Genomic DNA, 21880 nt, shown 5'->3' with positions numbered 1-21880 from the left:
GGCTGTCGTCCAGCCAGCCCCGGCACCTGACCTGCACCATCCCTTCGCAGGCATGGCGGGAGCGGCCGACCACGCCGTTCCCGCCCTTTTTTACCTCCTCTTACCTTCCGGAGACATCTGGTGACCCCCGTTTCGATCCGCCGCGGCTTTGCCGACCTGCCCCACGGCCAGATGCACTATCGCCACGCAGGCGAGGGTAACCCCGGCCGTGCGCTGCTCATCCTCCACGCCTCGCCCGGCAGTTCGCGCCAGCAGGTGCGCACGATCGAGGATTTCGCGGGCGAGCGCCGCGTCTACGCCCCCGATACGCCGGGCAACGGCGATAGCCCGGCGCTGTTCGACCGCGAACCGACGATGCCCGAACTGGCGACCGCCATGCTCGGCTTCCTCGACGCGATGGGGCTCGACAGGGTCGATGTCTACGGCTCGCACACCGGCGCCTCGATCGCCGCCGAACTCGCGATCCTCGCGCCCGAGCGGATCGGCGCGCTCGTGCTCGACGGGGTCAGCCTGATGGAAGGCGAGCAGCTCGACGAGGTGCTTTCGACGTACGCCTTCCCCTTCGAGCCCGATCTCGACGGCGCCTACCTTCTGCGCATGTTCATGTTCTGCCGCGACCAGTACCTGTTCTTCCCCTGGTACAAGCGCACGCGCGAGGGCCGCCGCGAGAACGGTCTTGGCAGCGCGCAGGACCTGCACGCCTGGATGCTCGAGGTGATGAAGGCCTCGACCACCTACCAGCGCAACTACCACGCCTCGTTCAAGTGGCGCGCCGACACGCGCCTGCCGCTCGTCACGGTGCCAACGCTGGTGACGGCGGCGGTCAACGACCCCTTGCGCGCGGTCAGCGAAACGCTTTGCGCGGCCATGCCGACGGGCACCTTCTGCGAACTGCCGCGCCTCGACGCGCCCGATTTCCGCGCCGCGCGCCACGCCGCCATCACCGGCTTCACGGCCTGAACCGAAGCGCCTTTCACACAGGAGAGACCACCGCCATGCAGAAGCACCGCACGATCAGCGGCACGATCCTCTACACCTCGCGCAAGCCCGGCCGCGAGGGCGAGGAGCGCGGCCGCGAAGAATTCACCTTCACCCACCACGGCGACGGCAAGAAGACCCTGCGCGCGCGCTGCGAGATCGACGAGCCCGATCCCACAGTGCTGCGCGACGTGGTCTACAGCCTGGACGAGAACGACCGGCCGATGGACTGCTTCGTGCGCCTGACGGTGGGCGATGCCTTCATGGGCGCAGGCTTCTTCCGCTTCACCGACGATACCGTGGAGTGCGAGAGCTATGGCCCGAGCATCGGGCGCGTTTCGCAGAGCGTGCCCATCGGCGGGGCCTTCGACGGCTTCGGCACGCACCCGATCGCGGGCGATGCCTACGTGACGCGCCGGATCGATCGCTCACGCGGGATCCACACGCGCAACTTGCGCTGCTTCATGCCCTCGCTCGACCATCGCGGCGCCAGCCCGCCGCTCATCACCGAGTCCAACATCAACCTGGGCTACGTGGGCGACGAGCGCGTGACCGTGCCCGCCGGTACATTCGACTGCCACAAGTTCCGCTTCAGCGACGACGACGGCACGATGATCGCGCTCAACGGCAAGTCGCACCCGCCCTACGAGGTCTGGGTGACGGCGGACGAGGACGCGCTGCTCGTCCAGGCGGGCGTGGGCGGCTACATGCAGACCTGGTACGAGCTGGTCGAACTCAGCCGCTAAGGGGGTATCGAGGAAGGTAATTTCGAGGGGCATCGCCCCTCGAGCTCCCATTCCCAATATGGGCCGTTGCCGAGTGACACCTCGTCCCATGTGCAAAGCTGGACGGTATACGGGGTCAAGGGGTGGTAAACCCCTTGAAAATCAGCTTGCTACCAGCTTACTTCCCCTTCGAACGACCTCGCCCATTCTTCGGGACTACCCTCGGGCAGGATCGGCCGAAAGGCGGGCTCCAGCGGCAGCGGGTAGGCCTCGTTCGTCCAGTGGGTGACGATCTCGTTCGCTCCGGGCGAGCGCATGATCTGGAAGAAGCCGTCGCGCGAGACGTGGGGACCGTGGACGATGCGCGGCGGCCGGTAGAAGTAGGCGCCGGGGCGCTGGCAGCCTTCAGGCGCCCACATCGTGCCCTGGAGCATGAACATCTCCTCGGCGTGGTCGTGCCACTCGGCGGGCAGTGCCTCGGCGCGGGGCAATCCGTGCGGCATGCCCGCAAGGAGGAACGTGCGCCCGCTGTCGCCAGGGCCGAGCCGCAGGACCTTTCGCGCCAGGCGCAAGTGCGAGAGGCCCGGGTTGTAGGTCGAGACGTCCCATTCCATCGCCGGGGTATCGTGCGCAAGGACCTCGGCGCGCCCGGCTTGCGCGTTGCGATCCCCCGGCGCGTGGCGGAACACCAGCAGGTCCGCGCCCCTGGCGCTATGCCTTGCCCCAAGGCCGCTGCCTTGCGGGAGGAAGCCATAGGCGTGGTGTCCGCGCGCGCGCCCGTCGATCTCCAGCGTTCCTGAAAGAACGAAGAATTCCTCCGCCCCGGCCTCATCGCGGTTGGCCGCGCCCGTGAAACCTGCCCGATAGCGGACGAGTGCGGTTTCCTCCCCGGTCGCGGGATCGCGGCTCAGCACCTTGACGAGGGCCCCATCGGCGCGGGGCGACCAGGCAAGCGACTGGGTCTGGACGAATTCAATGTGCGCGCGGGCCATGGTCGTCGTTCTCCCGGCCTCAAGCCAGTTCGAGCGCGCCGGGGTTCATCACCCCCCGCGGATCGAGCGCCTGCTTCAACGCCTCCAGCAATCCGCGCGCCTCGGGGCGCAGCACCGAGGCATAAGGATAGGTCCGCCCGATCTGGTTCGAGGCCGCGCCCAGCTCGGCAAAAAGCGCGATCAATTCGGCGCGCACCTGCATCACCAGCGCGCGCGCATCGGGGGCCGGGTCGGGCTCGATCAGCCGGGTCTCACCGTCCAGGATCGCGTGGTGGAGCGGCAGCCAGGCGTCGCGCCAGTTGAGCACCGGCTCGTAGCTGAAGGCGTGCGTGCCCATCACCGTCAGCAGGCGCGAGACGATCACGCCCGCTGCCTCGAGCGCGCCCTTGTGGCGCGCCAGCAGCGCCTCGATCGCCTCGGTCAGGCGCGCCGCTTCACTGTGGGGGACTTTGGCGTTGAGCGCGATCCAGCGGTCTGCCTGAGGCCCCACGATCATCCCGGCAAGGGGCTGGAACAGCTCGGCGCGGCCCGCGCGCGGGATGGAATCGGGCAGTTCGCGCGCGCCGTGCTGCGCCGCGATCGCGCGCGCGGCCACCTTGTCGGCGGCCACCGCCTCGGCGCTGCGCCCGGCGAGCACCAGGTGGACCGAGTGGCAGCCCGCCTCGATGAAGTCGCGCCCCGCCATGACCAGTTTCGCGCCCGCCTTCAGGCCCTTGAGAAGCCCCTTCTCCTGCCGGATCACCTTGCCCAGGGTGCGTGCGTCGCGCGCGAGGTCGCTGGGCGCGGACAAGGCCGCGCGGGTCTTGTCGGGGTCGGTGAGGAAGGCGTCCTCGGCCAGGTCGCTGCGCGCGATCTCGCAAAGCGTGGCGATCGCATCCGCCTGCCGTGCAAAGCCGAAGGAGAGGTAGTCGGTGTGGCCCGGCGCGCGGATCAGGCGCAGGCTCGCGCGCGCCTTGATGCCGAGCGCGCCCGCATCGTGGAGGAACAGCCCGGTGGTGTCGGGCCCGAACGTGCGCATGAAGGGCAGCGGCGCGTTTGCCACTGCCTTCTGCCCGGTGTGGAGGAGCGAACCGTCGGCCAGCACCACCTCGAGCCCGACCACCGTTTCGGCCGCCGAGACATGGCGCGCGGTGCCCAGGAAAAGCGCACCGTTGGAAAGCCCCCCTCCCACCGTCGCGCGTGCGCCCGAAAAGGTGCCGAAAAAGGGCAGCCGCAGGCCGAGCGGGGTCAGCGCCTCGTGGATCTGGCGCCAGGTCACCCCCGCCTCGACGGTGATGACCATGTCCTCCTCGCTGATCGAAACGATGCGGTTCAGCCCGGCAAGGTCGATCGCGGCGAAGGGGCGCGCCTGCGGGACATAGCCGCGCACGTAGGTAAGGCCGCCGCCGCGCGGGGCCATCGCCAGCCCCGCCGCGCCGATCCGTGCCACCGCCGCCGCCAGCTGCTCGACGCTGGACGGGCGCACGACCATGCGGCAGTCCCCGCCGCCTTCGAGCAGGTCCGAGCCGTGGAGCGCGAGCGCCTCCGGATCGGTGCGCAGTTCCGTCTCGCCCAGCCGTGCGCGCAAGTCGGCAACGAGGGCGGCAACATCGGCCGTGGTCATCAGGCTTCCTTTCCGGAGAGATCACGTGCGGCCGCGCGAAAGCCGCGCCGGGCCCCCGCAAGGACGCCAAGCGCGGCAAGGCCGCAGACGAAGAACACGCAGCCAAGCGACCAGGCGATGCCGGCGGGGCCCGTGAACAAGGTGTCGGAGAGATAGCCGACGAGGAAATTGCCCAGCGTCAGCGCGATCAGGCCCGAGGCGATCGTCTGCAGTGCAATGATCTGCGCGCGCAAGGAATTGGGGGTAATTTGCGCGAAGCCCGAATAGACCGCCGAGGTGTTCCAGTTCACGAACAGCGCGTTGAGCGCGTAGCCCACCAGCGCCCAGCCCCCGCTCGGCGCGAGGCAGGCAAGCGTGCCGAACACCACCATCGAGAGCGCGCAGCCCATCGCGCAGAGCACCGGCGCATCCGCATGGCCGCGCCGGGTCAGCCAGGCGATCACCCAGCCGCTGTTGAGCGCGGCAAAGATCGAGACCGGCAGCCCGACCATGCCCAGCACCTTGCCGGTCCACCCTGCGTCCCACCCGTGCGCGCGGATGAACAGCGCGGGAAACCATCCGACGATGGCGTAGACGCAGACCAGGTTGAGCACCGAGCCGAGCATGAACAGGCCGAAAGCGGCGGGACGTTGGCGGAACAGCGCGAGCAATGGCCCCACGCTCAACCCCTGCGTTGGCGCGTGCCCGCCCTGCCGCACGGGCTCGCGGCCCGTCACCGCAAGCAGCAGCGCCAGCACGAGGCCGGGCGCGCCGCACAGGATGAACACGATCTGCCAGGGCTCCATCGCGCCGAACAGGCGGGGAAGCCCCGCGATCAGGCCGTCGGCCCAGCCCAGGAACAGCCCGCCCAGCGCCATCGCGGCAGCCGTGCCGAGCGAACTTCCGGTAACGAAGATGCCATAGGCCTTGGGCCGGATCGCGGGCGCGAAGAAATCCGCGATCAGCGAACTGGCGACGGGCACCAGCGCGGCTTCGCCCACGCCCACCAGCATGCGGGCGAAGAACAGCTCGTGGAAAGTCGTGGCCAGCGAACAGCCGATCGTCGCCAGCGACCACAGCGCCAGCCCGGCGACCAGGATTGTCATGCGCCGGCGCCGGTCGCTCAGCAGGCCGAGCGGCAGGCCGAGCAGGCTGTAGACCATCGAGAAGGCCAGCCCCTGCAAGAGCCCGAACTGCGTGTCGTCGATGTGCAGCGAAGCCTGCAGCGGCTCGATCAGGAGCGCGATCGAGACCCGGTCGAGAATGGCCAGCGCATAGGCCAGCGTCAGCAGCGCAAGGACGTACCAGGCGTAGCGGATGTCGGGCCAGCCACCATGATCGCGCCGCGCGCGCGCCCGGTTCGTGGTGCCCTCCTGAATTGCCTCGCTTGCGTTCATGGCGCTTTACGGCCTCCGTAATCGACCCCTGTCGGCCTCGAGGCTATCACCTAGTGGTATAACAATATACCTTTGGATAACATGAACTGGAAATTTGTCGATTCCGATGCAAACGGATAGGCACGCGAACCCCGTCGCCGATCTCGACGGTCGACATGGCCCGGTCGGCCGCAGTCGCCGACGCGGGGAATATCTGGAGCACGACCCATGCAGAACCCGGCCAAGCCTGACATGTCGATCATCCTGGGGATGTTCGATCCCGAGCCGGACTCGCCGCACGCGCAATTTGCCGAGGTCGGCCCAATGCCCGACGTCTCGGCAATCCAGCCAATCGGCCAGCCAATGGGCCAGCAAATGGGCCAGCCCGCAAGTGCGCTGGAGCGCGAGGGTTTCCGGGTGGCCTTTCCCCTCCACGTCCCGGTGGGCGCGGGCGTACTCGACCGCGAGAGCGCAGTGCCCCTCTACTACCAGATCTACCTGCGCTTGCGCGACGAGATCCTGTGTGGCCAGCGCCCCTACGGTTCGGTCATGCCCACCGAGAACGCGATCTCCGACCTTTTCGAAGTCTCGCGCATCACCGCGCGGCGGGTGATGAAGGACCTCGCCGAGAACGGCTACATCCAGCGCCAGCGCAGCAAGGCGGCGCGGGTCGTGTTCCAGACCCCGGCCAAGCCGGTCAGCGCCGACATCGACAACGCGGTCGATTCGCTGCTTTCGCTGAACGCGCGCACCAAGGTGCGGGTGATGAGCGTGGAAACCCGCCCCAGCACCGACATCATTTCGGAGGCGCTCAAGGTGCCTCCCGGATCGCCGGTGGTGCGCGTGACGCGCGTGCGGCTGCTCGACGACCTGCCGATCGGGCTGATCGTGAGCTATGTCACCGAGGAGCTCGCCTCGCTGATGACGGTCGACCGGCTCGAGGGCGACGCACTGCTGAGCGTGCTCAAGGCCAGCGGCTTCGTCGCCCACCGGGCCGAGCAGACCATCGGCGCGATGCTCGCCGACGCTTCGCTGGTCGAAGCGCTCGGCGTCGAGCCGCTTTCCGCGGTGCTGCGCGTCACCCGCACGGTGTTCGACCGCCTGGGCGTGCCGTTCCTACGCACTTACGCGCACTACCGCTCGGACCGCTTCAACGTTCACCTCTCGCTCGAATCCGGGCAGGACGAGTAACCCCGCCACGTCCGCTGCGGCTGGGGTTCAGTGGTATTCCTCGCCGCCCGAGACGTTGAGCGCCTCGCCGGTGATGTAGTCCGCAAGGTCGGAGGCTAGAAACAGGCAGGCCCTGGCGGCATCTTCGACCGAGCCGGTGCGCCCCAAAGGGACGCGCGCGCGAAAACGGCTCCAGTAGTCCTCCATGCTCCACCCGCGCGCCTGTGCCAGTGTTTCGCGCTGCCAGTCGCCCAGGTCGTTGGGAATGTGGTTGGGGCAGACCGCGTTGACGGTAATGCCGTGCCGGCCAAGCTCGATCGCGGCCGAGCGGGTGAGCCCGATCAGCCCGTGCTTGGAGGCGGCGTAGGCCGCCATCAGCGAGACCCCCGACTTGGAGGCCTGCGAGCCGATCGAGATGATCCGCCCGCCCGTCCCGCGCGCGATCATCGCGCGCGCGGCGTGCTTGATGCCCAGGAACGCGCCCTTGAGGTTGACCGCGAGCACCGCATCCCAATCCTCGACGGCGAACTGCTCGACCGGGCCCACCCGATCACCGATCCCGGCGTTGTTGACGAGGATGTCGAGCCCGCCGAAGTGCGCCACGGCCGCGTCGACAAGCGCGGCCACGTCCTCCTCGCAGGTGACGTCGGCCCGGCAGGCGAGCGCCTCGCCGCCCCTTGCTCCGATCTCTTCGGCGAGCGCGGCAACCCCGGCCTCGTCCCGGTCGCACACGACGATCCGCGCACCGGCGCCAGCCAGGCAGCGCGCAATCCCGGCGCCAAGCCCGCGCGGCCGACCGGCCCCGGTCACCAGCGCGACTTTGCCCGAAAGGTCGATGGCCTGCGCCGTCATGACTTGCGCGCTCCGGCAAGGAAGTAGCGCCCGCCCCGCGTGCGGGTCTCCTCGGCCCGGTACCCACGCGCCACGATCAGACTGGGCGCGTAGAGGCGAAAGCAGTCCTCGGCTGCAAAGCCCGCGCGCGCGAATTCCGCCTCGAGGTCCATCGCGTAATAGCCCTCCATGAAGGGTTCGGCGTTGAAGCGGATGTCCCAGTCACGAAGGCTCTGGGTATAGGGATCGAGCTCGTCGAAAGGCGGCGCGTCGGAGTGGAACATGATCCCGCCCGGACGCAGCAGGCGGTGGCACTCGCGAAAGATCGCGCGGGTCGCCTCCTCGCAGGTCTCGTGGAGGAGAATACGCGAGAAGACGAGATCGAAGCTGCCCGCAGGGTAGCCGGTCGCCTCGGCGTTGCGCTGGCTGAAGGTAACCTCGGCGCCCAGCGCGGAGGCGCGCGCCGCGCCGAAGACGAGGCCGGGCGCGGCCACGTCGATGCCGATCACCTCGGCCTCGGGCCAGGCCTGCTTGAAAGGCAACAGCGTGTGACCGACGGTGCAGCCCATTTCGAGTACGCGGTGGGGCGCGAAGTCGGGGAAAGCCTCGCGAAGCCGCGCGACGATCGAGTGGCCGACGTCGTCGACCAGCGGGCCCATGGCGGCCACACGGTGGATCGCCAGGGCACGGTCATAGGCCGCGCCTGCCGCGAAGAAATGCCCGCAGTCCTCGTCGGCATAGCCACCCGCCATGTTGTGCGCTTCGCGCTCGACATAGTCGGGAAAGGCGAGGTCGGGATCGAGTTCGAGCCTTGCGGGGCCATTGCCGAGCGCCTCGAGCTGCGCGGACAGTGCGTCGAGCTGGCTGTCGACGATCGCGCGCGAGGTATCGAAAGCCTGGCGCTGGGCCTGCGTGCGCGCGACGTACCAGGCGCGCGTGGCGGGATAGTCGAGCATGGCCCCGGCAATCGCATGGCGATCGGCCGCCGGGCCGAGCGCGGGCGCGACGACGTGCTCGTAATGGGGCCGCAGGCGGGGGCGCACGTCGGCCTCGAGAAACGTCTGCAATTCGCCCCAGAAAGCCTCGCGCGTGGCGAGGTCGCTGGCGGCTGTGAGCATCATGGCGTGGGGGGCGGGGGGCATGCCGAATCTCCTCCTGTCAGGCGCGCAGGGCGCCGAAGACGCGCGCGAGGAACCCCGCGCGCTGCTGCTTGAAGCGGGCCGCAAGCGCGTCGGAGGCCACGTAGCCATCGAGCGCACCGGCCCCGATCAGTCCGTTTTCGGCCAGCACCTGCTCGAGGATCGCCAGCCGCTCGCGCAGGACGACGACTTCGGCGCTGAGTGCGGTGGTGATCCGCAAGCTGCGGTCGGCCAGGCTGGTGCCGATCGGCTGCGGGTCCTGCGGGTCTGTGGCCTCGCTGGTCATGGCGGCGCGTCTCCTCCCTTGTGCAATGTGATCGGGAACACGATTTCACGCCGGGGCGGCATCATCCATTGCCAATTCGCGCATTATCGATAACTTCTGGTTATGAATTTCAGCCACGTCGATCCTGCGCGGCTGCGCCAGTTCCTCGCCGTGCTCGAGGGGGGAAGCTACGCGCAGGCCGCGCAGCGCACCGGCCTCAGCCAGCCCGCGATCAGCAAGGGCATCCAGGCGCTTGAGCGCGCGTTGGGCGTTACGCTGTTCGAGCGCGGGCGCGCCGGGGCGCGGCCTACGCCCCATGCCGAGCGGCTCGCCCCGCACGCCCGCGCGATCCTTTCGGAATTCGCGCTCGCCCAGGCCGAACTCGACGCCTTCGACCGGGCGCAGGCCCCGCACCTTGCGCTCGGCGCCAGCCCCAGCCTTGCCCAAGGGCTGCTCGCGCGCACCATCGCGCGTTTCCGCCGCCGCTGGCCGCAGGTGGCGATCTCGGTCGAGGTCGGCTTGTCGGAAAGCCTGCTCGACACGCTGGCCGAAGGGACCCTCGACCTCGTCGTCAGCGCGCCCGAAACCGCTCCCCAGCCCGATCCGCGCCTCACCGCCCGGCCGCTCGGCCAGGAAAGCGACGCGCTGGTCGTGCGCGCCGGCCATCCGCTGACCCGCCTCGTCCACGTCGGCCTGGCCGATCTCGCCGCCTACCCCTGGATCATTCCACGCCGTTCGGCCCGGCTCGACATGATCCATGCGGTCTTCGCGCGTGCCCAGCTTGCCCCGCCGGGCTACACGCTGCGCGCCGAATCGAGCGACCTTGCCCGCGGCCTGCTGCGCGCGGACGACTTCGTCTGCCTGATCGGCGCCGAAGTGCTCGCGCACGATATCGCGGCGGGCGCGCTGGTTCGCCTCGGCGCAAGCGCCCTCGTCACGCAGCGCCAGGCCCTCGCCTTCACCCGCCGCAGCGTCGCCGCCTCGATGCCCTTGCGCAACTTCACCAAGCTGCTCGCCGAAGAGGCGCGCCGCTGAGGCGCCTGTTTCCTTCGCCCGTGCGGAGTGGACCTTTGCCGAGGCGGGCCTATACATGCGGGCCCGATTCCAAGATCCGCGGAGCCGATCCATGCGCGCCTACACTGTCGTCGATGCCTTCAGCGCCGAACCGTTCAAGGGCAATCCCGTTGCCGTGATCCTTGACGCACAGGGCCTCGACACCGCGCAGATGCAGGCGATCGCCAACTGGACCAACTTGTCCGAGACCACCTTCGTCCTGCCCGCAACGCAGGCCGGGGCCGACTACACCTTGCGCATCTTCACGCCGCTGTCCGAGCTGCCCTTCGCCGGCCACCCCACGCTGGGGAGCGCGCACGCGCTGCTCTCGGCGGGCCGCGTGCAGCCACGCGACGGCGTCCTCGTGCAGGAATGCGCCAAGGGGCTGGTGCGCATCGCGATCGAAGGCGAGGGGCCCGAACGGTTGGTCCACCTCGAACTGCCCGAGCCGCGCATCACGCCGCTTGCCCCCGCCGAGATCGACGCGCTCGAAAGCGTGCTGGGAGGCGAGGTCGACCGCGCCCACCCGCCCGCGATCGTCGATGTCGGCGCGGTCTGGGTGGTCGCCCGCGTCGCGCACGCCGAAACCGTCCTTGCCCTCACCCCGGACTTCGCGCGCATGGCCACCTTCGAGCGCCGCGTCGGCGCGACCGGCGTCACCGTGTTCGGCGCCCACGCGCCGGACGCGACCGCCGAGATCGAGGTGCGTTCCTTCGCCCCTTCCTGCGGGATCGCCGAGGATCCGGTCTGCGGCAGCGGCAACGGCAGCGTCGCGGCCTTTCGCCAGCACTACGACCTGCTGCCCGAGAGCTTGCGCTATCTCGCCACGCAGGGCGGCTGCGTGGGGCGCGATGGCCGCATCCTCCTGGGCGTGACGCCGGCCGGAACGATCCAGGTCGGCGGCCAGTGCGTGACCTGCGCCGAGGGCACCCTGCACGCCTGATTGGCCCGGCTGGAGCCAGGCGGCCGCGACAGGGTCCGCCTGGTCCGAGAACCGGGTCCGGCAGTCGCCCCGCGACGCAACCAGCTGGAGGCTCTCGCCGCGCAGCTTGACAAGTGCATCCATAATGTAGGACGAAGAACCATAATATGAGATAATGGGAGAAGGAAAACGTGATGGCTCTGGCGAAAGGTCGCGGCCCGGCATGGCTCGGGCTGGCACTTCTGGCGGCGGCGAGCGCGCTTTCCCCTCCCGTACAGGCCGAAACTCCCGCTGCGAACCAGAGCCCCGCTCCGCGCGACTGGATCGATCCGCGTACCGGCCACCGCGTCGTGCAGCTCTCGCACGAGGGCAACAGCTCGAGCCTCTATTTCAACTACAACGCCTATACCCCGCAGAACGACAAAATGGCGATCGTCACCCCGGCCGGGATCGCCGCGATCGATCTGGCCACGTTCCGGGAAACCCCGGTGCTCGCCATCGCCGAGCGCTTCCGCCTGCTGTTCACCGGCCACACGACACGCAACGTCTACTACGAGACTTTCGAGAAGGGCGGCGGCAAGACGGTCTGGGCGGTCCCGATCGATGGCGGCACGCCGCGCAAGATCGCCGCGATCGCCAGCGGCGACATCCAGACCATCAACGCCGACGAGACCCTGCTCGGCGGTGTCTCGGTCGACGGGGACCGGGGCGCGGCGGCGCTCAAAGCCTTCGAGAAGACCGACCAGCGCTTCGACCAGGCCAACTACCAGGCGCTCGGCAAGGACGGCAAGCCGCTCAACTACGCCGACGCCAAGGAAGTGCGCATGGACGAGCGGCTCGAGGCCAAAGTGCCGATGTCGATGTTCGTGATCGACGTGAAGACCGGCCAGCGCCGCACGGTCCACGCCTCCACCGACTGGCTCAACCACCTCCAGTTCTCGCCCACCGATCCCGGCCTCCTGATGTTCTGCCACGAAGGCCCCTGGCAGAAGGTCGACCGCATGTGGCTCTTGCGCATCGACCGTCCCGGCGCCGCGCCGGTCAAGATCCACACCCGCACGATGAACATGGAGATCGCCGGGCACGAGTGGTTCAGCGAGGACGGCAAGACCATCTGGTACGACCTGCAGACCCCGCGCGGGCAGGATTTCTGGGTCGCGGGCTACGACATCGCAACCGGCCACCGGACACGCTACCATCTCGCGCGCGACGAATGGTCGGTCCACTTCAATCGCAACGCCGACGGCAGCCTGTTCTCGGGCGATGGCGGCGGGCCCGACATGGTGGCCCACGCCCGCGACGGCAAATGGCTCTACCTCTTCACCCCGCACGCGGTCGTGCCCGACGCGGGCATCCCCTCGCCCCACTCCGAAGACCTCATCCAGCCCGGCACCTTCACCGCCGAAAAGCTCGTCGACATGGCGAGGCAAGACTATCGGCTCGAGCCCAACGGCAAGTTCTCGCCCGATGGCAAGTGGCTGATCTTCCGCGGCAACATGTTCGGAGAAAGCCACGTCTACGCGGTCGAACTCGCCCGCAGCCAGGAGCCCGCCGAATGATCCGTCCTTCTCTTTCCCGGCTCGCCCCGTCTCTGCTCGCCATCGCCGCCACGCTGCTTCTCGCCGCCGCGCCGCCCGCCAACGACATTCCGCCCGACACCGCCTCCACCGCGCCCACCCGGCCCGCCGCGCGCGTGTTCATCGCCAGCGATTCCACCGCCGCGCACTACGGCGCCGCGCAGTTCCCGCAGATGGGCTGGGGCATGTTCCTGGGCTGCGCGCTGCCCGGCGACGTGCAGGTGGTCAACATGGCGCATGGCGGGCGCAGCACCGGCACCTATGTCTCGGACGGGTTCTGGGCGCAGCTGACCGGCGCGCTCGAGCCGGGCGACACCGTGCTGATCCAGTTCGGCCACAACGACGAGGACACCACCAAGATGTTCCGCCACGTCGATCCCCCGCAATACGCGCAGAACCTGGCTCGCTTCGTGGCCGAAGTGCGTGCGCGCAAGGCCGTCCCGGTGCTGCTGACGCCGATCGCGCGCGACGAGTTCGACGCTGGGGGCCATATCCGCGAGACGCACGGCGCCTGGGCCGATGCCGTGCGCCGGGTCGCGGCGGAAACGCAGACCCCACTGATCGATCTCGACGCGCTGGCGAGGGAGTGGCTGGGCGCGGCGGGCCCCGGCAAGACCGGCGCGGACCGCTATTTCCTGATCTACGATGCCGCCGACAAGGTCGCCCGCTTCCCCGAAGGACATCGCGACACGACGCACCTCAACGAACTGGGCGCGCGCAGCGCCGCCGCGCTCGTCGCGGGCGCGCTCGCCAAGCTCGACGTGCCACTTGCCAAGCGCGTCCACGCCCCCGATCCCGCCTTGCAGCGCGCGCTCGGCGCGCCGACCTGCTGGTAGTGCAACCGATGGTCGAACTGCCGGGCCCTTTCGCCGCAATGGAAGCAAGCGCACTGGGCCCGAGCGCCACCGATGCCCCCGCCTTCGCGGTGACGGACGCGCAGGCACCGGCCGGGCAGGCGGTCGTCGCGCGCGTCGCGCAAGGGGTTTTGCTCCATTTTCCCGCGCCCCGATCCTGCGGCGTCTCGGCACTGGTGATCGGCGGCGGGGGCTATATCGAGCTCATGGCCGGGCGCGAGGGCGTCCAGGTCGCGCAGTGGCTGAACACCCTTGGCATCGACGCGCATGTGTTGATCCATCGCTTTCCCGACGCTGAGAACGGCATCATGGCGCCGCTCGAGGATGCGCGCGCGGCGATGCGGCTCCTGCGCGCAAAGGGAGCCGGGCAGCTCGGCGTGGTCGGGCTGTCCTCGGGCGGCCACCTCGCCGCCTGTCTGCTCACCAACGCCGACGAGACCCGGCCGGACTTCGCGGTGATCGGCTATGCGCCGATCTCGACCAACGCCGCCGGACGCCAGATCGTGCCGGACAAGCCCCCACTCGCGCCGCCCGAGAAGCAGGCCTTCTACGACGCGCTCCAGCCCGACGCGCAACTGGCGCCCGCTCCGCCGCCTTGCTTCGTGGTCTACGCCGCGAGCGATCCGGTGGTGCCCCTCGTCAACGCCCATCGCCTTGCCAGCGCGCTCGAAGCGCAAGGTGCGCACCCCGAAGTGCACGTCTTCGCGCAGGCCCCGCACGGCTTTGCGCTCGACACGCCGGGCCTGCCGGTCTCGCTCTGGCCGCAGCTGTGCGTCGCCTGGATGCGCCAGCACGCGATCCTGCCCCCGGCGGGGACCTGAGCCTCATCCCGGTGCGCACGGCGAGCGGCTGAGCCGCTCCATCACTTCGGCCATCTCGCCTCCCAGTTTGCGCTGCGCCGCCGTGGTCAGGTGGAGACGGTCAGGCAGGCGCGGCGCCCCCTTGGCCGACACCATCGCGGTGCACGGCACGCTAATCGCGGCTTGCGCCGCCTGAACTTGCGCCCAGCCGGGAAAGCGAACCGCCTCACCTGCCACATCGGGTGTGTCGGCAAGCTGGACGAAGACCACCGGAAGCGTGGGCTGGGCGAGGTCGTGGCGGAAGGCTCCCACCAGGTCGACGAAAGCCGCCCCCCATTTCGCCGCACTTTCTTGGGCCTCGGCATCGCTTTCGCCCTGGTACCACAGCACCCCATCGACATGGCCGCCCAGTTCCCGGATCCGGGCAAGGCACGAGCCGTAGAGCGTGTCGCGCCCGCCGCCCGGCTGCCAGCTCGCGATCCGTGAACCACCCTTGGCGCAGGGCACCAGCAACACCGGTTCGTCCCTCTGCCGACGCAAGGCCCGCGCGAAGAACAGGCCCGGCCCCACTCCCGCGCGCGTATCGCGCGAAACCGCATCGATCTGGCCAAGCGCGCTGTCGAGCGGTTCGCGTGCGATCCGGACGCGACCGTCGTTGCCATAGACACGGATGGCCGGATCACTCGCCTGTTCGGCAGGTGTCAGCCCGCCGGGCAATCCACGTCCCGACATGTTCGATTGTCCGGCAAGGACATAGACCCGTGTCGCTGGCGGCAGTGGCGACGGCTCGGCTGCGGGGGCCAAAGCGGGCGGGGTTGCGCCTGCGGCTGAGCCCGAGAGCGCCGCAAAGGCCAGCAGGGTGCCAAGTTTCGTCCGCATCATCGATTCCTCCCATCCTGGCGTCGGGAAAGCGCCCCCAGCCAATTGCCTGACCACACAATCAAAAAATCACATAAGAGACTTGACCATTGCATTAGGCCAATATTACCGATAGGCAAGCCCAGATAACGGCCGCACGTCCCATATTATGGCCGAAGTCGTTGCCCTGCAGCGCTGGAGCACGTGCATAGAACCAAGGGAGAGTTGACCATGCAAAGCACGAGACCGTCACGGGCCAGGACGCACCGGCGTCTGGCCGGAACCGCCGCGATGGGCCTTGCCCTCACCGCCGCGATGCCGAACACCGCCTGCGCCCAGGACGGGGCGGGCGACGCCGGCCCCAACGAGATCATCGTGACGGCCCAGAAGCGCGCGCAGAACGTCCAGGACGTGCCGCTTTCGGTGCAGGTGATCGGCGCCAGGGAGCTCGAGGCCAACGCGGTCCAGGACTTCAACGACGTCAGCCGCCTTTCGCCCTCGCTGACGATCCGCCCGGCCGAGAACCCGGCCAGCGCCAACGTCGCCATTCGCGGGGTCGGAACGCTCGCCTTCAGCCCCGGGGTGGAACCCAGCGTCGCGATCGTCCTCGACGATGTCGCGCTCGCGTTCCAGTCGCGCGCCTTCACCGACATGTCGGACATCGAGCGGATCGAAGTGCTGCGCGGCCCCCAGACTACGCTCTACGGCAAGTCGGCCTCCGCGGGCCTCATCAACATCGTTTCCAAGGGGCCGAGCGACACGTTCACCGCGCAAGTGCGCGCCATGGCGACGACCGACGACGAGCAGCAGATCGGCGGCTTCGTCTCGGGTCCGCTGACCGATACGCTGGGCTTTCGCACCAGCCTCAACTACGACGATTTCAAGGGCAACACCAAGAACCTCGCCGATGGCAAGACGCTGAACGGGCGCCGCTATTTCTCCAGCCGCAACAAGCTGCGCTGGGCTCCGACGAGCGACCTGCAAGTTGATCTCGGGGTCGACTACGCCGATGGCAAGACCACCTCGACGCGCCCCTTCATCGCGATGGGCGACGGGGCGATCCTGCGCGGCCACCCCGAATACACGCAGGACGTCTTCGCGCCGGGCATCGCCATCGGGCCTGGCAACACCGACGTCTCGATCGACTTCCCGACGGGCAACACCTACACGGATTTCGCCCAGTCGCTGCGCGTCAGCTACGACACCGGCGGGCCGACGCTGATGTCGATCACCGCGCACGATCACTACAAGTCGCACGACAAGTTCGACAGCGACGATTCGGCAATCACCTCGTTCCAGAACTTCCAGTACGGGCATTTCGATAGCGAACAGTTCAGCCAGGAGCTGCGCCTGATCTCGCCGGGCGCGGATCGCCTGCGCTATACGCTGGGCCTCTACTACAGCAATGTCGACATCGCGCGTGACTTCTACCGTGGCCCCCTCTTCGCCAGCTCGAGCTGGGATGCGACCAACGGCAGCGAGCAGATCGCCGGCTTCGGCCAGCTCGAATTCGATCCGGTCCCGGGCACCACGCTCATCGCGGGCGGGCGCATCAGCCGCGAGAAGATCGATTACGTGTTCCAGGACCTCAACGCCGATGCGCTCTATGCGGGCAGGAGCAGCGACACCTCCGGCACCTACAAGCTGGGCGTGAAGCAGGAAATCACCCCCGACATCAACCTCTTCGCGACTTATGCCACCGGCCACAAGGGCGAGGCCTACGATATCTCCTCCGGCTTCAACCAGGCCCGCGCCGACGCGGGACCGGTCGCGCCCGAGACGTCGGACAGTTGGGAACTGGGCCTGCGCACCCAGCTTTTCGACCGCGCGCTCACTTTCAACGTGACCGCCTTCAACTCCACCTACCGCGACTTCCAGACGCAGGCGGTGGAGAACCTTGCCGACGGCACGCAGAACTTCCGCCTCACCAACGTCGGCAAAGTGCGCATTCGCGGCGTCGAGATGGAAGCCCTGGCGCATCCCCTCGCGGGGCTCACGCTCAACGGCTCGATGACCTACCTCGATGCCAAATTCATCGAGTTCGAAGGCGCCGCCTGCTACGTCGGGCAGACGGCGGCGGAGGGCTGCGTGGGCACGCCGGCGCGCCAGGACCTCACCGGAAAGTCCATGCTGCTCTCGCCGCGCTGGAAGATGGCGGGCAGCTTCGACTACGCCGTGCCGCTGGGTGACGGCCCCCTTGAGCTGGTCAGCCAGGGCGCAGTCACCTGGCAGAGCAAGACCGTCCCGCTCGACCAGAACCCGCGCACGGTCCAGGGCGACTATGCCATGGTCAACGTCGCGCTGGGCCTGCGCAGCGCGAACCGCTCGTGGCAGGTCATGGCCTTCGTCAACAACCTGTTCGACCAGCACTATCGCTATCTCATCAACGACGTCTCCAACCGCTACGGCACGACCGCGATCCAGGGCTATGTGCCGCGCGACTATGCCCGCTACGGCGGCGTGCGCCTGAGCTACGATTTCTGACCCTTTTTCAAAGAGGACAGGCCGCGCGGATCTCATCCCCGCGCGGCCTGTCCGGCCTGCCGGACCGACCCGGCAGGAGGCATGGAGCCGGCCCTACCAGGCCGGCTCCCTTTTTGTCAGGGCGCAGGGATCACTTCGATCCCCGAGACGATCGCCTTGCCGGTGCCCGAGCGGAATTCCAGATCGAGCGTACCGTCCTCCACCCGCGTCGTCACCGTGCGGGTCAGCGCGGTCCAGGCCGCACCCGCTTCGCGGCGTACGTCGACCTTGGCCACCTCGCGGCCTTCGCTGCGCACCGTGAAGCGGCGCGCGCCGGGCGCGACGGCCGCGTCCGGCTCGAAGAAATGCAGGCGCAACGTGTAGCGCCCGCTCGGCACCGGTATCGCGTACGCGAAGTCGCCCTCGCGCCAGCTGCCGTAAGCGGCCTGGTCGTCGGTTCCCAGGACCGGGCGCACCGGGCCCGGCTCGGCGCCGCGCCCCTTCGAGGGCTGGTCGCGCCAATGGCCCTCGCCACCCTTCGAGAAGACATCCGAACCCCACAGGACACCGCTTGCCCCGCGCGCTTCCTCCAGCGTTCCGGCGCGGATATGGTATTCGCCCGCACGGCCTTCGAAGTTCCAGGTCACCGCGTCCGAGACCGCCACGCCCGCGCGCGTCCCGCGCGCCTCGAGCCGGTTCTCCCCCGGCGCGAGCGTGACGCCCGGCCAGCGGCATACGCCGGTCTCGCAGGTCGCCTCGCCCAGCGCGCGCCCGTTGAGCGAGAGGCTCACCGTACCCGTGTTGGCATAGGCCTTCACGTCGACCACGGGATAGGGCCGCGCGGTGTGGCGGCGCTCGGTCAGGTGAAGCGTGGCCTCCTTCGACCAGTTCGCCTTGAAGAAGTAGAAGGCGTCCTTGCGGGTCTTGCGGTCGAAGGTAACGAGGCCCTTGTCGTTGGTGTCGGTAAGGTCACCCTCAAGGCGCAGTTCGTTGGAAAAGTCGAACAGGTTCCACACCCAGCTTGCCCAGATGTAGGGGCGCGCGGCGATCTGCTTCCAGCTGTCCTCGAGCAGCTGGCTCTGGAATTCCTCGGGGTGCGGCCGCCCGAAGGCCGCGATCGGGCCCCCTGCGGGATCGTCGGTGTGCTGGCTCAGCGCCCCTCCCGCGCCGTATTCGCTGATCGAAATGGGCTGCTGGGGAAAGCGCGCGTGGGTGCGGTCGAGGTCGGGACCGAGGAAATCGACGCTGTTGCCGTACCACCCGTGGTAGCGGTTGAGCCCGATCACGTCGGTGATCCCGGCCACGCTGTCGAGCCCGGGGCGGTTCTCCTCGGCGATCGTCCCGCAGCAATCGGCAAGCGTCGCCGGGCGCAGCGGGTCCTCGGCGTGGACGATCGCCTGGAGCCGCTCGAGCAGCGGCCGCGCGTTCGAGGTGCCGCGCCCCTTGGCGGCTTCGAGGTTGACCTCGTTGGCGATCGACCAGACCGCGATCGAGGGGTGGTTGTAGTCCTGCCGGATCAGTTCGCGCAGCTGCTGCGCGGCGTTGGCGGCGAAGGCCTCGGTGGTGGTGTCCGAGTACCAGGGGGCCGAACGGTCGACGAGCGGGATCTCGGCCCAGACCACCATCCCCGCCGCGTCCATCTCGCGGTAGGCTTCCTGGGCGTGCTGGTAATGCGCGAGGCGCACCGTGTTGGCGCCGATCTCGCGGATGAAGGCGGTATCCTGTGCGATGTCGGCCGGCGTGATCGCCCAGCCCTTGCCCGGCCGGTCCTGGTGGCGCGAGACGCCGTGGAGCGCCACGTGGCGCCCGTTGAGCCAGAATCCGGTCTCGGGATCGATGCGCAAGGTGCGCACGCCGAGCGGCTGCGTGACGGTGTCGAGCACCCGCCCGCGCGCGTCGCACAGATCAACTTCGACGGTGTAGAGATAGGGGTCGTCCACCCCCTGCCAGAGGTGCGCCCCGGAAAGCTCGAGCACCGCCTCGCGCTCGGCCTGCGCGGTCGCCCCCTTCGCCGCGGCCAGGGCGAAGGGCGTCTGCGCGCGCGCGACGGTCTGGCCTGCGGCATCCACGATGCGCGTGCGCAGCGTGCCCGAAGCGGCGTTGGATCGATCGTTCTCGAGCCGCGTGAGCACGCGGATTCGGGCCGTCCCGTCGGTTACCGAAAGCGTGCTGGCGTAGACGCCCGGCCCGCCAAAATCCTCCATCGCGATGCGCACCGGCGAGGTGACGACGAGGCGCGCGGGACGGTAGAGCCCGCCGTACATCGGCCAGTCGCCGTTCATCGGAATGACGTCCGCCGTGGGCGATCCCTTCTCGCGCGGGGAGCTGTTGTCGACCTTCACCACCAGTTCGTTGACCCCGTCGGCCGCCAGCGCCGGGGTCGCATCGAAGCGGAAACCCGCAAAGGCGCCCTTGTGTTGCCCCAGATGCTTGCCGTTGACCCAGACGTCGGCGACGACGCTGGCCGCATCGAACTCGATCCACAACCGCTGGTCGGCCAGATCGGCTGGCGTCGCGAACTGGCGGCGGTACCAGCTTGCCCCCTTCACGTTCTGGTAGTCGGTGCGGCGCTTTGCGGTGCCGCCCATGCGATTCCAGTTGTGCGGCAACGCGACCTTCTCCCATCCCCCGCCATCGGCTGGCGAGGCCAGGACAGTGGACTCGGGCAAGTCGCCGAGGTGAAAGAGCCAGTCGGAGGTCAGAGGAACGCTCTCGCGCGCCGTGGCGGGCGTGCTCAGCCCCGCGAGCGCGGTGGCTAGACCTAGGGCGAGACGACGGGTGCCGGACGCGGCGCCCGTGCGGCGAGCCGGAGCCCTGAGGGCCGGATGGTGCTTGAGGATGTCCCTCTCCTTTTCATGGTCAGGTCACTTGCGACCCGTGACGGGTGGCGCTTGCCATTTTTCGCAGTTTATCCCACGATGTGAAAAAGCCAACCGCTAATTGGAATGCCTATGTGGTCAGGTAACCCTGATACAGCGGCAACCAAGGGAGATGTGCCGATGCAATCCAAGCCCACGATGCGAAAGTTCGCCGCCGCACTTCTGCTTCTCGTGGCCGCGCTCTGGGGCACCGGCGCATTCGCGGCCGAGGCCGGGGACGAGACCTGGGTTGCCAGTTGGGCGCGCGCGATGCGCAGCGAGGACGAACCGCTCGCGGCCGAGGCCATCGCCGGCTCGGTGATCCGCACTTATGTGCCGCTGAGCACGGGCGGGACGCAAGTCCGCCTACGCTTCACCAACCGCTTCGGCCATGCCCCGTTGGTACTTGCGCAGGTCCGCGTCGCCCGTCCGGCCGGTGCCCCCGGAGAGGACCGCATCGACCCCGCCAGCAGCGCGGCCGTGACGTTCGGCGGGAAGGCGCAGGTCACCATCCCGGCCGGCGCCTATCTCGAAAGCGATCCCGTCGCGTTTGCCGTCGCGGGGCTGGACCGCCTTGCCGTCAGCTTCCGCATGCCCGAGGGGGACGACACCCGCACGCTTGCGGTGATGCCGCTGGGGGTGACGTTCGTCGCCCCCGCCGCGCACGGCGACGAGGCCAGCCTGCCGGGCGCGCACCGCGCCGACCGCGTCTACCAGTTGAACGCGGTGAGCGTGCTCAAGGCCCCCTCGCCCGCTCCGGGCACCGTGACCGGGACCGTGGCGGCGCTGGGCGATTCGATCACCGATGCGGGCGGCGCCTCGTTCGACGGACACGGGCGCTGGACCGACGTGCTGGCCCGGCGGCTCCAGGCCGATCCCGCCACCGCCGGGCTGGGCCTCGTCAACCTCGCCACCTCGGGCGGGCGCGTGGCGCGGGACAGGACGGGTCCCTCGGCCTTGTCCCGGCTCGACCACGACGTGCTCTCGCTGCCCAACTTGCGCACGCTGATCGTCTTCATCGGCGTCAACGACCTCGGCATGATGGTGCGCGAGCGGCCGGTCACGCCGCAGAACCGCGCGGCCGTCGTCGACGAGGTGATCGAGGGCTATCGCCAGATCGTCCTGCGCGCCCACATGCGCGGGGCGCGCGTGCTGGTGATCCCGATCCTGCCCTATGGCGGCGTGACGCGCGCGGACTACCTCGCCGATCCGGCCGCGCAAGAGGCGCGCCACGCCATTAATGCCTGGGCCCGCGCGCCAGGCCACTTCGACGCGGTGATCGATCTTGCGCCGCTGATGTCGGACCCGGCGCATCCCGACAACCTTGCCCCGCGCTTCGACCGGGGCGACCAGCTCCACCCCAACGCGCAAGGGCAGGAGGCGATGGGCGCGGCGATCCCGCTCGATCTCGTCGCGAAATAGTCGTGTTGGCCTTGC

The 21880-nt window shown here is 69.0% G+C and carries 18 protein-coding genes; 10 read left to right on the top strand and 8 right to left on the bottom strand.

From position 1 onward, the window contains the following. The first annotated feature begins 120 nt into the window (after nt 1-120). Together HT136_RS12770 and HT136_RS12765 are read left to right on the top strand one after the other, a co-directional pair. Nucleotides 121-960, top strand: a complete 840-nt coding sequence (locus HT136_RS12770; RefSeq protein ID WP_343222178.1) for an alpha/beta fold hydrolase — start codon at nt 121-123, stop codon at nt 958-960. Nucleotides 961-995: 35 nt separating this feature from the next. Continuing rightward, complete coding sequence (locus HT136_RS12765; RefSeq protein WP_214200158.1) at nt 996-1724, top strand: DUF3108 domain-containing protein; 729 nt, start codon at nt 996-998, stop codon at nt 1722-1724. Between the two features lie 149 nt (nt 1725-1873). On the opposite strand, the gene HT136_RS12755 is transcribed toward HT136_RS12765, so the two are convergent. Genes HT136_RS12755 through HT136_RS12745 form a run of 3 tightly spaced genes read right to left on the bottom strand, consistent with a single transcriptional unit; the run spans nt 1874 to nt 5674 of the window. Further along, the gene (locus HT136_RS12755) at nt 1874-2695 is read right to left on the bottom strand and encodes a cupin domain-containing protein (RefSeq protein ID WP_214200157.1); all 822 of its coding nucleotides are present in this window, start codon (nt 2693-2695) and stop codon (nt 1874-1876) included. A gap of 19 nt (nt 2696-2714) precedes the next feature. After that, nucleotides 2715-4298: an FAD-binding oxidoreductase gene (locus HT136_RS12750; protein WP_214200156.1), complete on the bottom strand. Its 1584-nt coding sequence runs from the start codon at nt 4296-4298 to the stop codon at nt 2715-2717. After that, on the bottom strand, nt 4298-5674 hold the full coding sequence (locus HT136_RS12745) for an MFS transporter (protein ID WP_214200155.1): 1377 nt from the start codon (nt 5672-5674) through the stop codon (nt 4298-4300). The genes HT136_RS12750 and HT136_RS12745 overlap by 1 nt, the downstream gene beginning before the upstream one ends. 207 nt (nt 5675-5881) lie before the next feature. Here HT136_RS12745 and HT136_RS12740 point away from each other — a divergent pair, with 207 nt between their 5' ends. Next, nucleotides 5882-6844, top strand: coding sequence for a GntR family transcriptional regulator (locus HT136_RS12740; RefSeq protein WP_214200154.1), 963 nt, complete (start codon nt 5882-5884; stop codon nt 6842-6844). Nucleotides 6845-6871: 27 nt separating this feature from the next. Here the strand turns inward: HT136_RS12740 and HT136_RS12735 are convergent, their stop codons facing one another. Genes HT136_RS12735 through HT136_RS12725 form a run of 3 tightly spaced genes read right to left on the bottom strand, consistent with a single transcriptional unit; the run spans nt 6872 to nt 9079 of the window. Next, nucleotides 6872-7675 (bottom strand): SDR family NAD(P)-dependent oxidoreductase, encoded by an 804-nt coding sequence (locus HT136_RS12735; RefSeq protein WP_214200153.1) that lies wholly within the window; start codon nt 7673-7675, stop codon nt 6872-6874. Continuing rightward, nucleotides 7672-8796: a class I SAM-dependent methyltransferase gene (locus tag HT136_RS12730; RefSeq protein WP_214200152.1), complete on the bottom strand. Its 1125-nt coding sequence runs from the start codon at nt 8794-8796 to the stop codon at nt 7672-7674. Before HT136_RS12730 ends, HT136_RS12735 begins: the two co-directional genes overlap by 4 nt. Nucleotides 8797-8812: 16 nt before the next feature. Then, entirely contained in the window at nt 8813-9079 is a 267-nt protein-coding gene (locus tag HT136_RS12725) for a hypothetical protein (protein ID WP_214200151.1), read from the bottom strand. 102 nt (nt 9080-9181) lie between these two features. Between HT136_RS12725 and HT136_RS12720 the strand changes: the two genes are divergently transcribed. The 5 genes from HT136_RS12720 to HT136_RS12700 all read left to right on the top strand — a co-directional run bounded on the left by HT136_RS12720 (nt 9182) and on the right by HT136_RS12700 (nt 14285). Then, nucleotides 9182-10093 carry a LysR family transcriptional regulator gene (locus HT136_RS12720; RefSeq protein ID WP_214200150.1) on the top strand — a complete coding sequence of 304 codons (912 nt, stop codon included), beginning with the start codon at nt 9182-9184 and terminating at the stop codon, nt 10091-10093. A 91-nt stretch (nt 10094-10184) separates the two neighbouring features. After that, nucleotides 10185-11054, top strand: a complete 870-nt coding sequence (locus HT136_RS12715) for a PhzF family phenazine biosynthesis protein (protein WP_214200149.1) — start codon at nt 10185-10187, stop codon at nt 11052-11054. Between the two features lie 173 nt (nt 11055-11227). Next, nucleotides 11228-12592 (top strand): oligogalacturonate lyase family protein, encoded by a 1365-nt coding sequence (locus HT136_RS12710; RefSeq protein WP_214200148.1) that lies wholly within the window; start codon nt 11228-11230, stop codon nt 12590-12592. Continuing rightward, on the top strand, nt 12589-13446 hold the full coding sequence (locus HT136_RS12705) for a rhamnogalacturonan acetylesterase (protein WP_214200147.1): 858 nt from the start codon (nt 12589-12591) through the stop codon (nt 13444-13446). The genes HT136_RS12710 and HT136_RS12705 overlap by 4 nt, the downstream gene beginning before the upstream one ends. 8 nt (nt 13447-13454) lie before the next feature. Continuing rightward, nucleotides 13455-14285, top strand: a complete 831-nt coding sequence (locus tag HT136_RS12700; protein WP_246543665.1) for an alpha/beta hydrolase — start codon at nt 13455-13457, stop codon at nt 14283-14285. Between the two features lie 3 nt (nt 14286-14288). Here the strand turns inward: HT136_RS12700 and HT136_RS12695 are convergent, their stop codons facing one another. Next, the gene (locus tag HT136_RS12695) at nt 14289-15146 is read right to left on the bottom strand and encodes a sialate O-acetylesterase (RefSeq protein WP_214200146.1); all 858 of its coding nucleotides are present in this window, start codon (nt 15144-15146) and stop codon (nt 14289-14291) included. A 207-nt stretch (nt 15147-15353) separates the two neighbouring features. Here HT136_RS12695 and HT136_RS12690 point away from each other — a divergent pair, with 207 nt between their 5' ends. After that, nucleotides 15354-17606 carry a TonB-dependent receptor gene (locus tag HT136_RS12690; protein ID WP_246543664.1) on the top strand — a complete coding sequence of 751 codons (2253 nt, stop codon included), beginning with the start codon at nt 15354-15356 and terminating at the stop codon, nt 17604-17606. A gap of 116 nt (nt 17607-17722) precedes the next feature. Here the strand turns inward: HT136_RS12690 and HT136_RS12685 are convergent, their stop codons facing one another. Continuing rightward, nucleotides 17723-20254: a glycoside hydrolase family 2 TIM barrel-domain containing protein gene (locus HT136_RS12685; RefSeq protein ID WP_246543663.1), complete on the bottom strand. Its 2532-nt coding sequence runs from the start codon at nt 20252-20254 to the stop codon at nt 17723-17725. A 330-nt stretch (nt 20255-20584) separates the two neighbouring features. Between HT136_RS12685 and HT136_RS12680 the strand changes: the two genes are divergently transcribed. After that, on the top strand, nt 20585-21865 hold the full coding sequence (locus HT136_RS12680) for a GDSL-type esterase/lipase family protein (protein WP_214200145.1): 1281 nt from the start codon (nt 20585-20587) through the stop codon (nt 21863-21865). Nucleotides 21866-21880: the final 15 nt, after the last annotated feature.

It is taken from the genome of Novosphingobium profundi, from assembly GCF_018491765.1.
Lineage (GTDB): Bacteria > Pseudomonadota > Alphaproteobacteria > Sphingomonadales > Sphingomonadaceae > Novosphingobium > Novosphingobium profundi.
Note: the sequence above shows the minus strand (reverse complement) of the source record. Positions and strands in the feature narration are given on the sequence as shown.

What these genes read in the sequence shown, in the direction of transcription:
- HT136_RS12765 (WP_214200158.1), top strand. Translation starts at nt 996, where the DNA reads ATGCAGAAGCACCGCACGATCAGCGGCACGATCCTCTACACCTCGCGC.
- HT136_RS12755 (WP_214200157.1), bottom strand. Translation starts at nt 2,695, where the DNA reads ATGGCCCGCGCGCACATTGAATTCGTCCAGACCCAGTCGCTTGCCTGG.
- HT136_RS12750 (WP_214200156.1), bottom strand. Translation starts at nt 4,298, where the DNA reads ATGACCACGGCCGATGTTGCCGCCCTCGTTGCCGACTTGCGCGCACGG.
- HT136_RS12745 (WP_214200155.1), bottom strand. Translation starts at nt 5,674, where the DNA reads ATGAACGCAAGCGAGGCAATTCAGGAGGGCACCACGAACCGGGCGCGC.
- HT136_RS12740 (WP_214200154.1), top strand. Translation starts at nt 5,882, where the DNA reads ATGCAGAACCCGGCCAAGCCTGACATGTCGATCATCCTGGGGATGTTC.
- HT136_RS12735 (WP_214200153.1), bottom strand. Translation starts at nt 7,675, where the DNA reads ATGACGGCGCAGGCCATCGACCTTTCGGGCAAAGTCGCGCTGGTGACC.
- HT136_RS12730 (WP_214200152.1), bottom strand. Translation starts at nt 8,796, where the DNA reads ATGCCCCCCGCCCCCCACGCCATGATGCTCACAGCCGCCAGCGACCTC.
- HT136_RS12725 (WP_214200151.1), bottom strand. Translation starts at nt 9,079, where the DNA reads ATGACCAGCGAGGCCACAGACCCGCAGGACCCGCAGCCGATCGGCACC.
- HT136_RS12720 (WP_214200150.1), top strand. Translation starts at nt 9,182, where the DNA reads ATGAATTTCAGCCACGTCGATCCTGCGCGGCTGCGCCAGTTCCTCGCC.
- HT136_RS12715 (WP_214200149.1), top strand. Translation starts at nt 10,185, where the DNA reads ATGCGCGCCTACACTGTCGTCGATGCCTTCAGCGCCGAACCGTTCAAG.
- HT136_RS12710 (WP_214200148.1), top strand. Translation starts at nt 11,228, where the DNA reads ATGGCTCTGGCGAAAGGTCGCGGCCCGGCATGGCTCGGGCTGGCACTT.
- HT136_RS12705 (WP_214200147.1), top strand. Translation starts at nt 12,589, where the DNA reads ATGATCCGTCCTTCTCTTTCCCGGCTCGCCCCGTCTCTGCTCGCCATC.
- HT136_RS12700 (WP_246543665.1), top strand. Translation starts at nt 13,455, where the DNA reads ATGGTCGAACTGCCGGGCCCTTTCGCCGCAATGGAAGCAAGCGCACTG.
- HT136_RS12695 (WP_214200146.1), bottom strand. Translation starts at nt 15,146, where the DNA reads ATGATGCGGACGAAACTTGGCACCCTGCTGGCCTTTGCGGCGCTCTCG.
- HT136_RS12690 (WP_246543664.1), top strand. Translation starts at nt 15,354, where the DNA reads ATGCAAAGCACGAGACCGTCACGGGCCAGGACGCACCGGCGTCTGGCC.
- HT136_RS12680 (WP_214200145.1), top strand. Translation starts at nt 20,585, where the DNA reads ATGCAATCCAAGCCCACGATGCGAAAGTTCGCCGCCGCACTTCTGCTT.